Source organism: Streptomyces sp. NPDC006711 (assembly GCF_042869775.1).
GTDB lineage: Bacteria > Actinomycetota > Actinomycetes > Streptomycetales > Streptomycetaceae > Streptomyces.
On record NZ_JBIAGO010000005.1, the window covers coordinates 114,998 to 126,926 of the forward strand.

Here is an 11,929-nt window from a genome sequence, read left to right on the forward strand (position 1 = left end):
GGCCCCCGGGCATGCCGCACCCTTGTGGTGGCCGGTCCGGGCCGTAGAGTGGCCGCTCCGACCATTCCAGCTACCCCCGAGGACCACTGTGCGACGCCGACTTGCTGCCGCGCTCATCGTGCCGGCCTTGATGCTCACCGCGGCTTGTGGAGGGGGTGACGACGGGGGGAAGAAGAAGGACGCGTCCGCTTCCCCCTCCGCGCAGGCGTCGCAGCCGCCCGCCGCCCCCAAGCCGGTGTCCGAGGCCGCGCCGATGCCCACCGTCGCCGGTGACGCGGGCAAGAAGCCCACGATCACCATCCCGAAGGGCGACCCGAGCGGGAAGTTCGTCGTCAAGACGCTGACGGCGGGCACCGGCGCGGAGGTCAAGAAGGACGACCTGGCGGTCACCAAGTACACCGGGAAGATCTGGAAGAGCGGCAAGGAGCTGTCCGGCTCCTACGACCAGGGCGGCGCCCCCCAGGTCATCCCGGCGGGCTCGGCGACCTACATCCCCGCGTTCAGTGAGGCGGTGCTCGGTCAGAAGATCGGCGCCCGTGTCCTGGTCGTCGCCCCGCCGTCCGCCGCGTTCGGCGCCGCGGGCAAGCAGGAGCTCGGGGTGAGCGGCACCGACACCCTGGTCTTCGTCCTCGACGTCGACAGTGTGATGCCGAAGAAGGTCGACGGCACCCAGGCGGCCATCCCCTCGGACCTGCCGCAGATCAAGGCGGACAAGGAGGAGGCCGCCACGATCACGGTGCCCAAGAACGATCCGCCGAAGAAGCTCGTCGACCAGGTCCTCATCGAGGGCAAGGGCGACGAGGTCAAGAGCGGCCAGACCGTCTACATGCAGTACAGCGGCGCCACCTGGAAGCCCAACGAGGGCCTGCCGCAGGCGAAGCTGTTCGACACGTCCTGGAAGACCGGCGCCCCGTTCACGACGACGATCGGCCAGGGCCAGGTCATCGAGGGCTGGGACAAGGGCCTGGTCGGCAAGAAGGTCGGCAGCCGCGTCCTGCTGGTCATCCCGCCGGAGCAGGGCTACAAGGACAAGGCCCAGGGAGCGGACATCCCCGCGAACTCGACCCTGGTCTTCGTCGTGGACATCCTCGGAGCAGTGTAAGACTGTCCCGGTTGCCCATAGAGATCAGTAGGAGCATTACGTGAGCATCGACAAGCCCGAGATCGACTTCCCCGAGGGCGAGCCGCCGGCGGACCTCGAGATCAAGGAGATCTGGGAGGGCGACGGCGCCGTCGCCAAGGCCGGCGACTTCGTCAAGGTCCACTACGTGGGCGTGGCCTTCTCCACCGGCGAGGAGTTCGACGCCTCCTGGAACCGCGGCAACCCGCTGGAGTTCAAGCTGGGTGCCGGTCAGGTCATCGAGGGCTGGGACAAGGGCATCCAGGGCATGAAGGTCGGCGGCCGCCGCCGGCTGACCATCCCCGCCCACCTCGCCTACGGCGACCGCGGTGCCGGTGGCGCCATCGCCCCGGGCGAGACGCTGATCTTCGTCTGCGACCTGGTCGCCGTCTGAGGAACACCCCGAGCGGTCCCGAGTGATGGGACCTGATCGGAGCGAGGGTCCATGCCTGCGGGCATGGGCCCTCGGCTTTTGCCCGGACAGCCCGGAGCGGTACGGTCAACGGTCGTAGCGCACAACACGAGAGGGCGTAGGGCATCGATGGCGATTGCCAAGGCCGAGCGGCTGATGAACCTGGCGCTGTGTCTGCTCGGGACACGGCGCGCACTCAGCAAGCGGGAGCTGCGCGAGTCCATCGAGGCCTATCTGGAAGCCGGTTCCGACGACTCCTTCAACCGGATGTTCGAGCGGGACAAGGACGATCTGCGGGAGCTCGGCCTGGTCATCGAGACCGTCGAGAACCTGGACGGCGAGACCGGCTACCTCGCCCGCCGCGACAGCAACCGGCTGCCCCCGGTCCAGCTCGACGCCGAGGAGGCCGCCGCCCTCGGGCTCGCCGCCCGGGTCTGGCAGCAGGCCAGGCTCGCGGGTGCGGCCAGCGGAGCGCTCCAGAAACTGCGCGCCGCCGGCATGCCGGAGGCCGACAACCCCTATGAGCACAGCGCCATCGAACCGCGCATCCCGGTCCACGAGAGCGCCTTCGAGCCGTTGATGCTGGCCTGCCGCGACCGGCGCCCGGTGATCTTCGACTACCGCAAGGTCACCGCCGTACGCCCCGAGACGCGCCACGTCGAGCCCTGGGGTCTTGAGTGCTGGCGCGGCCACTGGTATCTGGCCGGCTGGGACCGCGACCGGGGCGCCGAGCGGGTCTTCCGGCTCAGCCGCATCTCGGGCAAGGTCCGCTCGCGTGCCGGGGCGTTCACCGCGCCCGTGCCGGACGTCGTGACCGTACGCGAGACGGTCGAGAGCTGGGCGGGGGAGACCGCGACGCGCTCGGCGCGGATCCGGCTGCGCTCCGGCGCCGGCTATCCGCTGCGGGCGCGGGCCACCTCGGTGCGGGAACTCGGCGACGGGTGGGCGGAGTTGGAGATTCCGTACGGGCACGGGCTCGACGCCCACCTCGTGGAGTTCGGCCCCGACGTGGTCGTGCTGGAACCGGCCGATCTGCGGGCCGACGTGATCGAGCGGCTGCGCGCCGTGGCCAAGGGCTGAGGGGGACCGCGATCATGGCTGCCAATGCCATCGACCAGACACGGCGGATGCTGTCGCTGGTGACGTATCTGCGCGAGCGCCCCGGCGCCCACGTCGCCGATGTCGCCCGCGCCTTCGGCATCACCGAGGACGAACTGATCTCCGACCTGGACGTGCTGCCCATGTGCGGCACGAGCTTCCGGGGCGGCGACCTGCTGGACATCGACACCGACGGCGACCGCATCTGGTGGCACAACCCCGACGACGTCGCGGCCCCGCTCAGGCTCGCCGCCGACGAGGCGACCGCGCTGCTGGTGGCCGCCCGGGCCGTCTCCACCCTGCCGGGCCTGCGCGAGGGCGACCGGCAGGCGCTGCTTCGCGCCACCGCCAAGCTGGAGACCGCGGCCGGTGAGACCGCGGGCGCCAGCTCCCGGCTCTCGGTCACCTTCGAATCCGAGGGCGGCGTCTTCGCCGAGGTGGACCGGGCGATCTCCGAGCGGCGCCGGCTGTGGGTGAAGTACTACTCGCCGGCCCGTGACGAGCTCACCGAGCGCGAGGTCGACCCGATCCGGCTCTTCGCCGTGGGCCACACCTACATGGAGGCGTGGTGCCGTCTCTCCGAGGCGCGGCGCACCTTCCGTCTGGACCGGGTCGCCGAGATCCGGCTGCTCGACGAGGCCTCCGCGCCGCCCGAGCTGGAACTGCGCGACCTGTCCGAAGGGCTCGTCCAGCCGTCGGCCGAGGACCCCGAGGTCGTCGTAGAGGTCGGCCCGGGCGGTCGCTGGGTCGCGGAGTACTACCCGCACGACAGCGCGCAGGAGCTGCCCGACGGAGGCCTGCGGATCACGCTGCGCACGCCGGACCCTGCCTCGCTGCGCCGGCTCGCGCTGCGGCTCGGCCAGGACGGCCGGATCGTCTCGCCGCACGACCTGGCCATAAGTGCCCGGCGCGCGGCCACCGAGGCGCTGGCCGGTTACGAGGAACAGCCCACGCCCGACCACCGGAGCTGAGGAGAGCGCGGAACGTGTCGAACCTGTCGGTACTGCCCGGTGTCTCCCGTCCGGTGATCCCGGTGCTCTTCAAGGCGGCCTGCCCTCAGTGCCGGGGCCGCTTCGAGCTGGGCGCCCCCGCGTTGCGGCTGGCGATCGGCGCGAGCCGCCGTACCACCTTCTACTCCTTCACCTGCCCCGAGTGCGGCACGGCCGTCCGCAAGCCGGCCGGTGAGCGCATCATCGAGCTCCTGACCGGCGGCGGCGTCCGTACGCTGCGCCTGCACACCACCGCCTAGACCTCCGGGACCCCCACCATGTTCTGGCCGATGACCGCCATCGCCCTCGGTTTCCTCGGGATCGCCGTCCTCGGCGCCCTGGCCATCAGGGTGTTCGTCGAGGCCCAGCGGCTCGGCCGCCAGGTGGCCGACACCACACGGAAGATCAACCGCGCCGCCGAGGACCTGGAACGCGCGGCCGTGGACCTCGCGGGCGCCGGGGAAACGCTGGGATGAACAGTGCGCCCCGATGTCGTCCGTTTCGGGGCGGTACGCTGCACATCGCGGCCCGGATAGCGAGGCACGGTCCGCAAACGGGAGTGCGCACGGGGATTGCCCGCCGTTCACCCTTGCGCGTTACGATCGCTGCACGTAAGGCGTCCGGACACCCGTCCGGCGGCCCCCAGCAGCTCCCACCCCCGCAGCCTCGGTGAGAAGGTAAACGCTTATGTTCGGAAGGCTCGGCGCCCCCGAGATCATTCTCATCCTGATCGTCGTCGTCCTGCTGTTCGGCGCGAAGAAGCTCCCGGACATGGCGCGCTCGCTCGGCAAGTCGGCCCGCATCCTCAAGAGCGAGGCCAAGGCCATGAAGTCCGAAGGCCAGCAGACCGCTCCGGCCGACCCGCCGGTCCCGGGCGAGCAGCCGCCGGCCCAGCGCACCATCCAGTCGGCGCCCGGCGACGTGAGCAGCGCGCGCCCGGTGGCCGAGCCGACGGACACCACCAAGCGCTGACACCGGGTCCCAGCAGGCGCTGTTCACCTCCGGTGTGACCAGAGCGACCTGCCGCACGAGATGAGGACGTGGGTTGCTCAAGTCTGCCCGCAAACAACAGAGGGACCCCGAGGGCCGGATGCCGCTCTCGGACCACCTTCGTGAGCTGCGCAACCGGCTCGCGAAGTCGGTGCTCGCGATCCTGGTCTGCGCGATCGTGGCGGCGTTCTACTACAAGGACATCGCCGAGCTGATCACCAAGCCGATCAAGGAGGCCGTGGACTGCACGGTGCCGTTCACCAAGCTCACCGAGAAGGACGGCGCCAAGGTCTGCGGCAACATCACGATGTCCGGCCTCATGGGGCCGTTCACGCTGATGATCAAGGTGTCCATGGTGACGGGCGTGGTCGCGGCCAGCCCGGTCTGGCTCTACCAGCTGTGGGCGTTCGTCTCGCCCGGGCTGCACAAGCACGAGAAGCGGTACTCGCTGAGCTTCGTGGCGGCGGGCTTCCCGCTCTTCCTGGCCGGTGGCTGGTTCTCGTACAACGTGCTGCCGGCGGCCGCCGAGGTGCTGCTGGGCTTCACCCCCGAGGGCGTGGCCAACCTGCTGCCCCTCAACGAGCTCATCGACCTCGTCACCCGCATGATCATCGTCTTCGGCCTCTCCTTCGAGCTGCCGTTGTTCCTCGTCATGCTCAACTTCAGCGGCATTCTCACCGGCCGCCGGATGCTGGGCTGGTGGCGCGGAATGATCATGGGGGTCACCGTGTTCGCGGCCTTCGCGACGCCGACCGTCGACCCGGTCTCGATGCTCTCGCTCGCCGCTCCGATCGTCGCCCTGTACTTCGTCGCCGTCGGCATCTCCCTGCTGAACGACAAGCGGCGCAGGGAGCGCGCGGAATCCGGGCCCGCCGACGACGAGGCGTCCGACCTCGACCTCACCCCCGAGGACGTCGGCGCCATCGAGCCCGTCACCTCGCCCCCCGCGCTGCCCGAGCAGTCCGACGGCGGCCGGGGCAGCAGGCTCAGCGGATACGACGACGTCACCTGATCTTGACGGGCCCGCCGGAGCTTGTAAGGTCCGGCGGGTGACCGGCGAGATCACCCTCTTCGTCGATCCCACCGCGGGACGCGGCCGGGGCGCGCACGCCGCGCAGCCGGCCGCTTCGGCGTTGCGGGCCGCCGGTTTCCAGGTGCGCACCGTCCTCGGCGCGGACGCCCGGGACGCGCCGCGCCGGGCCCGCCGGGCCGTCGAGGACGGGACGGGGGCGCTCGTCGCCGTCGGCGGGGACGCCATGGTCAACCTCGCCCTCCAGACCGCGGCCGGCACCACGACCCCGCTCGGCGTGATCGCAGCGGGCACAGGCAACGACTTCGCCCGCGCCCTCGGCCTGCCCCTGCGCGACCCCGCCCGCGCGGGACACGTGGCCGCCCGGGCCCTCAACAGCGCCCGGCCGCGGGACATCGACCTCGGCCGCGTCGGTGGGCGCTGGTTCGCCACCGTCCTCGCCTGCGGCTTCGACTCCAAGGTCAACGACCGGGGCAACCGGATGCGCCTGCCCGGCGGCCGCTTCAAGGTCGTCGGCGCCTGCTCACGGGCGACGCTGATCAAGGTCTTCCCGCGCGTCCACCGGGGCACTCACCTGAGTCACCCCGATGTCACCACGCACCGCGTCGCCTCGATCACGCTCGCGGCGCCCGGCATCAGCGGATACGCCGACGGGGAACGGCTCGGCCCGCTCCCGGTCGCCGCGGAGTGTGTACGCGCCGCCGTACGGGTATTGGCTCCTCTGCCGGCGCCCCGCCGGCAGGCCGCGGCACCCGGCCTTCAATAAAGATCGCGACCTCTGTCAGAGGCGGCGGGTAGGCTCGAAGACAAGATGACAGAGGACCTCTCACCAGCCGAAGCGTACGCAGCTGCCCGGCTCCGCGCCGCCGAGCAGGCCACCGCGCTCGCACCCTTCCGTGACCTGTACGACTTCGATCTCGACCCCTTCCAGATCGAGGCCTGCCAGGCGCTCGAAGCCGGAAAGGGCGTGCTGGTCGCCGCCCCGACCGGCTCGGGCAAGACCATCGTCGGCGAGTTCGCCGTGCACCTGGCCCTGGGGCAGGGCCGCAAATGCTTCTACACCACGCCCATCAAGGCGCTGTCCAACCAGAAGTACGCCGACCTGGCGCGGCGCTATGGCGCGGACAAGGTCGGCCTGCTGACCGGCGACAACAGCGTCAACGCGGACGCGCCGGTGGTCGTCATGACCACCGAAGTGCTGCGCAACATGCTGTACGCGGGCTCCCAGGCCCTCATCGGCCTCGGCTACGTGGTGATGGACGAGGTGCACTACCTCTCAGACCGCTTCCGGGGCGCGGTCTGGGAAGAGGTGATCATCCACCTCCCCGAGTCCGTCACGCTGGTGTCCCTGTCGGCGACGGTCTCCAACGCCGAGGAGTTCGGCGACTGGCTGGACACCGTGCGCGGCGACACCGAAGTGATCGTCTCCGAGCACCGCCCCGTGCCGCTGTGGCAGCACGTCATGGCCGGACGGCGGATGTACGACCTCTTCGAGGAGGAGTCCGACCACGGCGGCCGGGGCATCGCCCGGCGCGAGGTCAACCCCGACCTGCTGCGCATGGCGCGCCTGGAGAACCAGAAGACGTACAACCCGCGCGAGCGGCGCCGGGGCAAGATGGTGCGCGAGGCCGACCGCGAGCGCGAGCGCCGTCAGCGCTCCCGGATCTGGACGCCGGGCCGGCCCGAGGTCATCGAACGGCTCGACGCCGAAGGCCTGTTGCCGGCCATCACCTTCATCTTCAGCCGTGCCGCCTGCCAGGCCGCCGTGCAGCAGTGCATGTACGCGGGGCTGCGGCTCAACGACGAGGAGGGCCGCCAGAAGGTCCGCGAGATCGTCGAGGAGCGCACCGCCTCCATCCCGGGCGAGGACCTGCACGTCCTTGGCTACTACGAATGGCTCGAAGGCCTGGAGCGCGGCATCGCCGCCCACCACGCCGGCATGCTGCCCACCTTCAAGGAGGTCGTGGAGGAGCTGTTCGTCCGTGGCCTGGTGAAGGCGGTGTTCGCCACCGAGACGCTGGCCCTCGGCATCAACATGCCGGCGCGTTCGGTGGTGTTGGAGAAGCTGGTCAAGTGGAACGGCGAGCAGCACGCCGACATCACCCCCGGCGAGTACACCCAGCTGACCGGCCGCGCCGGGCGCCGCGGCATCGACGTCGAGGGCCACGCGGTGGTGCTGTGGCAGCGCGGCATGGACCCGGACGCCCTGGCGGGCCTCGCGGGCACGCGCACCTATCCGCTGCGCTCCAGCTTCAAGCCGTCGTACAACATGGCCGTGAACCTGGTCCAGCAGTTCGGCAGGCACCGCTCGCGCGAACTGCTGGAGACCTCCTTCGCGCAGTTCCAGGCCGACAAGTCGGTCGTCGGCATCTCGCGCCAGGTCCAGCGCAACGAGGAGGGCCTGGAGGGTTACCGGGAAGGCATGCGCTGTCACCTCGGTGACTTCGAGGAGTACGCGCGGATGCGGCGCGACCTGAAGGACCGCGAGACCGAGCTCGCCAAGCACGGCGCGGCCCAGCGCCGCGCGGCGGCCGCCGCCTCGCTGGAAAAGCTCAAGCCGGGCGACATCATCCATGTGCCGACCGGCAAGTTCGCGGGTCTCGCCCTCGTTCTCGACCCCGGCATCCCGGCGGGCCGCACCAACGGGCACCGGGGCTTCGAGCAGCACGACGGGCCGCGCCCGCTGGTGCTGACGGCCGAGCGGCAGGTCAAGCGGCTCGCCTCGATCGACTTCCCGGTGCCGGTGGCGGCCCTGGAGCGGATGCGGGTGCCCAAGTCGTTCAACGCGCGCTCCCCGCAGTCCCGCCGCGACCTCGCGTCCGCGCTGCGCACCAAGGCCGGGCACATCGTCCCCGAGCGGCACCGCAAGGGCCGCTCGGACGCGGCCGACGACCGGGAGATCAACCGCCTTCGCACCGCGCTGCGCGCCCACCCCTGCCACGGCTGCGACGAGCGCGAGGACCACGCCCGCTGGGCCGAGCGCTACTACCGCCTCCAGCGCGACACCAAGCAGCTGGAGCAGCGCATCGAGGGGCGCACCAACACCATCGCGCGCACCTTCGACCGCATCGTGGCCCTGCTCACCGAGCTCGACTACCTGCGGGACGAGGAGGTCACCGAGCACGGCAGGCGCCTGGCCCGGCTGTACGGCGAGCTCGACCTGCTGGCCAGCGAATGCCTGCGCGCACGGGTGTGGGAAGGCCTGAACCCGGCCGAACTGGCCGCCTGCGTCTCGGCGTTGGTGTATGAGGCCCGTCAGTCCGACGACGCGGTCGCGCCCAAGACGCCGTCCGGCAACGCCAAGGCCGCGCTCGGCGAGATGGTACGGATCTGGGGCCGGCTCGACGCCCTCGAAGAGGACCACAAGATCAACCAGGCGGAGGGCGTGGGTCAGCGCGAGCCCGACTTCGGGTTCGCCTGGGCCGCCTACCAGTGGGCCAGCGACAAGGGCCTGGACGAGGTGCTGCGCGAGGCCGACATGCCCGCCGGTGACTTCGTGCGCTGGTGCAAGCAGGTCATCGACGTCCTCGGACAGATCGCGGCGGCCGCCCCGCGTGAGAACAGCACGGTGGCCAAGAACGCCCGCAAGGCGGTCGACGCGTTGCTGCGCGGCGTCGTCGCCTACAGCTCGGTCGGCTGAGCCGCGGCGGCCCGCGCCGCGTACGGCTCTTGGGGCAACGGCTCCCGTCGGACACGACGGGAGCCGTTCGCCTGCCCGCCCCGGCCGCGCGGCGGGGCGGAACCTCGCCCTCCGGTGCGTGGGCCGGGTGTGCGACGATCGGCCGCATGAGCTCCATGACGGGACGACGGGCCGGACGGCCCCGGGCGATCCAGCGGCCGGACAGCGGTCTCGCCGCCCGGGAAGAACTGCTGGGCGCGGCGGCCGAGTTGTTCACCCGGCACGGTTACGCCGCCACGACCACCCGGATGGTGGCGGAACGCGCGGGTCTTCGCCAGGCCACGATGTACCACTACTTCGCCGGCAAGGAGGACCTGCTCGCCGAACTCCTCGAATCGACGGTGGCCCCCTCCCTCGACCTGGCGCGCCGGCTCCTGGACGACTCCGCGCGCGGCGCCGGTGAACGCCTGCGCGCGCTGTGCCGTTTCGACGTGGAGCTGCTGTGCGGCGGCCCGCACAACCTGGGCGCGCTGTATCTGCTCCCCGAGGTACGGGCCGAGCGCTTCGCGGCGTTCCACCGGACCCGGGCCGAGTTGAAGGCCGCGTACGCCGAGCTGATCGCGGCGACCGAGGCCTGCGCGGCGCTGGACGCCGACGAGCGGGCGCTGCGTGCGGATCTGGTGTTCGGCCTGATCGAGGGTGTCATCCTCATCCACCGCTCGGCGCCGGCCCGCGAGGTCGCGGTCTTCGCCGAGGCCACCGCGGCAGCGGCGTTGCGCATCGCGGGCACCGCCTGAGGCCGCTCTCCGCCCCGCCCACTACGCCACCGCACCCGCCAACTCCCGCGCCACGACCGCGAGTTCACCCGCACGCAGAACCCGCCCGCCGCAACCCGGCACCGGCACGTGCAGTGCCCGCGTCCAACGCGCCGGGATGGCCCCCACACCGTAGCGGGCGCCGGCGAGTCCGCCAGTCACCGCAGCCACCGTGTCGGTGTCCCCGCCCAGATCGATCGCCGCCGCCAGCGCCCCCTCGAAGGAGTCCGTCGTGCGCAGCGCCCACAGTGCGGATCCCAGGCAGGGCCAGACCGCCCCGTTGAACTCCGTGGCGTCGTCGGGGTGCCAGTCGGGTGCCAGGACCACCGCCCAGCGGGCCCGGTGCTCGGGGTGCACGGCAGCCAGCGCGTCCAGGACGGCCGTCAAGGGGTCGATGCCGCCCAGCGCCACGCGGATCAGCTCGTGGTAGACCGCCGTGCCCTCCCACGCGGCCCGGTCGCCATGGGTGAGCGCGGCGATCCGGCGGGCCGCGTCCATCGTCGCCGAGCGTCCGGCACCGGCGAAGTGGACCGCGGCCGTGGTGGCCCGCATCAGTGAACCGTTGCCCGCCGCATGCCCGTTGCCCTCGAAGTGCCGCGCGGCCGCGCGGTCCCAGGGGTCCCCGCTGGTCAGAACGGCCTCGGTCTGGAGCCCGATGTCCTTGGGGTCCGAGGCCGCCCAGCGCGTGAAGCGGCGGAAGATGTCGGCCGGTTCGAGGCCACCGCACGCCAGGAGCGAGTCCGCGACGAGGACCGCCATCTGCGTGTCGTCGGTCGCCTCGCCCGGCTCCCAGCCGCCGCCCCCGCACATCGAGCCGACGCCGTCGGGGAAGCGCCGCGCGTACACCCCGGGCAGTTCGAACTCGAACGGCGCGCCCAGCGCGTCACCCACGGCCGAGCCGATCACGGCCCCCTCGACCCGGTCCGCCCATCCGGCGGGCCGGCCCGCTGCGCGGTGCGCCCAGCCGGCCCCCGCCTCGTCGATGTCCATGCCGGCCAGGCTATCCGCCGCGTCGGGGTGTGCCGAGGTGTCTGCTCGGGGTCCTCGAAATACGCGATACATCGTGGTTGACCCCTCCGTGCACTCGCGATATGTTCGGCCACGAGTACTCGGGGACGAGGTCGTCGGGGCTCGGAAGTGAGGTGATGACGATGGCCGTGGGCCGGCGCAAGTTGCGCAACCCCTTGGCGCTTGCCGTGCTGGTGCTGCTCGCCGAGCGGTCGCCGATGCATCCGTACGAGATCGCCCAGACTCTGCGCCGACGCGGCAAGGAGTACAGCATCAAGATCAACTACGGATCGCTCTACACCGTCGTGCAGAACCTCGAAAAGCACGGCTTCGTCGAGGTGGTCGACGTCCAGCGCGAAGGCAACCGCCCCGAGCGCACCCGCTACGCCCTTACCCCTGAGGGCCGCGAGGAAATGCTCGACTGGATGGCGGACATCGTCGCGGTGCCCGTGCACGAGTTCCCCATCTTCGAGACGGCGCTGTGCCTCATGGGCATCCTCCCGCCCGACGACGTCGCCGACCTGCTCGAACAGCGCGTCTCCACGATGGAGGTACGGGCCGCCGGGCTCAGGGGAGCGCTGCTCAAGCTGACCGAGACGATCCCGAGGGTCCTGCTCGTGGAGACCGAGTACCAGCTCCACATGGTCGACGCCGAGATCCAGTGGGTGCGCGGCTTTCTCAAGGAGATGGCCGAGGGCACCCTGGACGGTCTCGACGGCTGGCGCGCCTGGCACGCCACGGGACGGCTGCCCGAGGAATGGGAGCGTTTGGAGGAGGCCGACACCGACGGCTAGCCGACGGCCCGCGCCCACAGCGGCGCGGGGCATCGGGCGCGGACGCGTGAACCG

The 11,929-nt window shown here is 71.4% G+C and carries 13 protein-coding genes; 12 read left to right on the forward strand and 1 reads right to left on the reverse strand.

Features of this window, described 5'->3' with window-relative positions:
• Nucleotides 1-88 precede the first annotated feature (88 nt).
• The 11 genes from ACFYM2_RS13255 (at nt 89) to ACFYM2_RS13305 (ending at nt 10,055) form a co-directional block, all read left to right on the forward strand.
• A complete protein-coding gene (locus ACFYM2_RS13255) occupies nt 89-1,102 on the forward strand; it encodes an FKBP-type peptidyl-prolyl cis-trans isomerase (RefSeq protein WP_359001058.1) in 1,014 nt (337 codons plus the stop codon).
• A gap of 40 nt (nt 1,103-1,142) precedes the next feature.
• On the forward strand, nt 1,143-1,514 hold the full coding sequence (locus ACFYM2_RS13260) for an FKBP-type peptidyl-prolyl cis-trans isomerase (RefSeq protein WP_359001055.1): 372 nt from the start codon (nt 1,143-1,145) through the stop codon (nt 1,512-1,514).
• Nucleotides 1,515-1,661: 147 nt separating this feature from the next.
• On the forward strand, nt 1,662-2,612 hold the full coding sequence (locus ACFYM2_RS13265; protein WP_359001053.1) for a WYL domain-containing protein: 951 nt from the start codon (nt 1,662-1,664) through the stop codon (nt 2,610-2,612).
• 14 nt (nt 2,613-2,626) lie between these two features.
• Nucleotides 2,627-3,601: a WYL domain-containing protein gene (locus tag ACFYM2_RS13270; protein ID WP_359001050.1), complete on the forward strand. Its 975-nt coding sequence runs from the start codon at nt 2,627-2,629 to the stop codon at nt 3,599-3,601.
• Nucleotides 3,602-3,615: 14 nt separating this feature from the next.
• Nucleotides 3,616-3,879 carry a hypothetical protein gene (locus ACFYM2_RS13275; RefSeq protein ID WP_359001047.1) on the forward strand — a complete coding sequence of 88 codons (264 nt, stop codon included), beginning with the start codon at nt 3,616-3,618 and terminating at the stop codon, nt 3,877-3,879.
• Between the two features lie 18 nt (nt 3,880-3,897).
• Nucleotides 3,898-4,095 (forward strand): hypothetical protein, encoded by a 198-nt coding sequence (locus ACFYM2_RS13280; protein ID WP_388458996.1) that lies wholly within the window; start codon nt 3,898-3,900, stop codon nt 4,093-4,095.
• A gap of 211 nt (nt 4,096-4,306) precedes the next feature.
• Entirely contained in the window at nt 4,307-4,591 is a 285-nt protein-coding gene (gene tatA, locus ACFYM2_RS13285; RefSeq protein WP_359001042.1) for a Sec-independent protein translocase subunit TatA, read from the forward strand.
• A 73-nt stretch (nt 4,592-4,664) separates the two neighbouring features.
• The gene (gene tatC / locus ACFYM2_RS13290) at nt 4,665-5,621 is read left to right on the forward strand and encodes a twin-arginine translocase subunit TatC (protein ID WP_359001040.1); all 957 of its coding nucleotides are present in this window, start codon (nt 4,665-4,667) and stop codon (nt 5,619-5,621) included.
• A gap of 37 nt (nt 5,622-5,658) precedes the next feature.
• Entirely contained in the window at nt 5,659-6,405 is a 747-nt protein-coding gene (locus ACFYM2_RS13295) for a diacylglycerol kinase family protein (RefSeq protein ID WP_388835962.1), read from the forward strand.
• 45 nt (nt 6,406-6,450) lie between these two features.
• Nucleotides 6,451-9,279: a DEAD/DEAH box helicase gene (locus ACFYM2_RS13300; protein WP_359001037.1), complete on the forward strand. Its 2,829-nt coding sequence runs from the start codon at nt 6,451-6,453 to the stop codon at nt 9,277-9,279.
• A 146-nt stretch (nt 9,280-9,425) separates the two neighbouring features.
• A complete protein-coding gene (locus ACFYM2_RS13305) occupies nt 9,426-10,055 on the forward strand; it encodes a TetR/AcrR family transcriptional regulator (RefSeq protein ID WP_388835965.1) in 630 nt (209 codons plus the stop codon).
• A 21-nt stretch (nt 10,056-10,076) separates the two neighbouring features.
• Here ACFYM2_RS13305 and ACFYM2_RS13310 read toward each other — a convergent pair whose 3' ends face one another.
• Entirely contained in the window at nt 10,077-11,063 is a 987-nt protein-coding gene (locus tag ACFYM2_RS13310) for an ADP-ribosylglycohydrolase family protein (RefSeq protein ID WP_388835968.1), read from the reverse strand.
• A 161-nt stretch (nt 11,064-11,224) separates the two neighbouring features.
• On the opposite strand from ACFYM2_RS13310, the gene ACFYM2_RS13315 reads away from it, so the two are divergent.
• A complete protein-coding gene (locus ACFYM2_RS13315) occupies nt 11,225-11,875 on the forward strand; it encodes a PadR family transcriptional regulator (RefSeq protein ID WP_388836235.1) in 651 nt (216 codons plus the stop codon).
• Nucleotides 11,876-11,929: the final 54 nt, after the last annotated feature.

What these genes read in the sequence shown, in the direction of transcription:
- ACFYM2_RS13265 (WP_359001053.1), top strand. Translation starts at nt 1,662, where the DNA reads ATGGCGATTGCCAAGGCCGAGCGGCTGATGAACCTGGCGCTGTGTCTG.
- ACFYM2_RS13270 (WP_359001050.1), top strand. Translation starts at nt 2,627, where the DNA reads ATGGCTGCCAATGCCATCGACCAGACACGGCGGATGCTGTCGCTGGTG.
- ACFYM2_RS13280 (WP_388458996.1), top strand. Translation starts at nt 3,898, where the DNA reads ATGTTCTGGCCGATGACCGCCATCGCCCTCGGTTTCCTCGGGATCGCC.
- tatA (WP_359001042.1), top strand. Translation starts at nt 4,307, where the DNA reads ATGTTCGGAAGGCTCGGCGCCCCCGAGATCATTCTCATCCTGATCGTC.
- ACFYM2_RS13300 (WP_359001037.1), top strand. Translation starts at nt 6,451, where the DNA reads ATGACAGAGGACCTCTCACCAGCCGAAGCGTACGCAGCTGCCCGGCTC.
- ACFYM2_RS13305 (WP_388835965.1), top strand. Translation starts at nt 9,426, where the DNA reads ATGAGCTCCATGACGGGACGACGGGCCGGACGGCCCCGGGCGATCCAG.
- ACFYM2_RS13310 (WP_388835968.1), bottom strand. Translation starts at nt 11,063, where the DNA reads ATGGACATCGACGAGGCGGGGGCCGGCTGGGCGCACCGCGCAGCGGGC.
- ACFYM2_RS13315 (WP_388836235.1), top strand. Translation starts at nt 11,225, where the DNA reads ATGGCCGTGGGCCGGCGCAAGTTGCGCAACCCCTTGGCGCTTGCCGTG.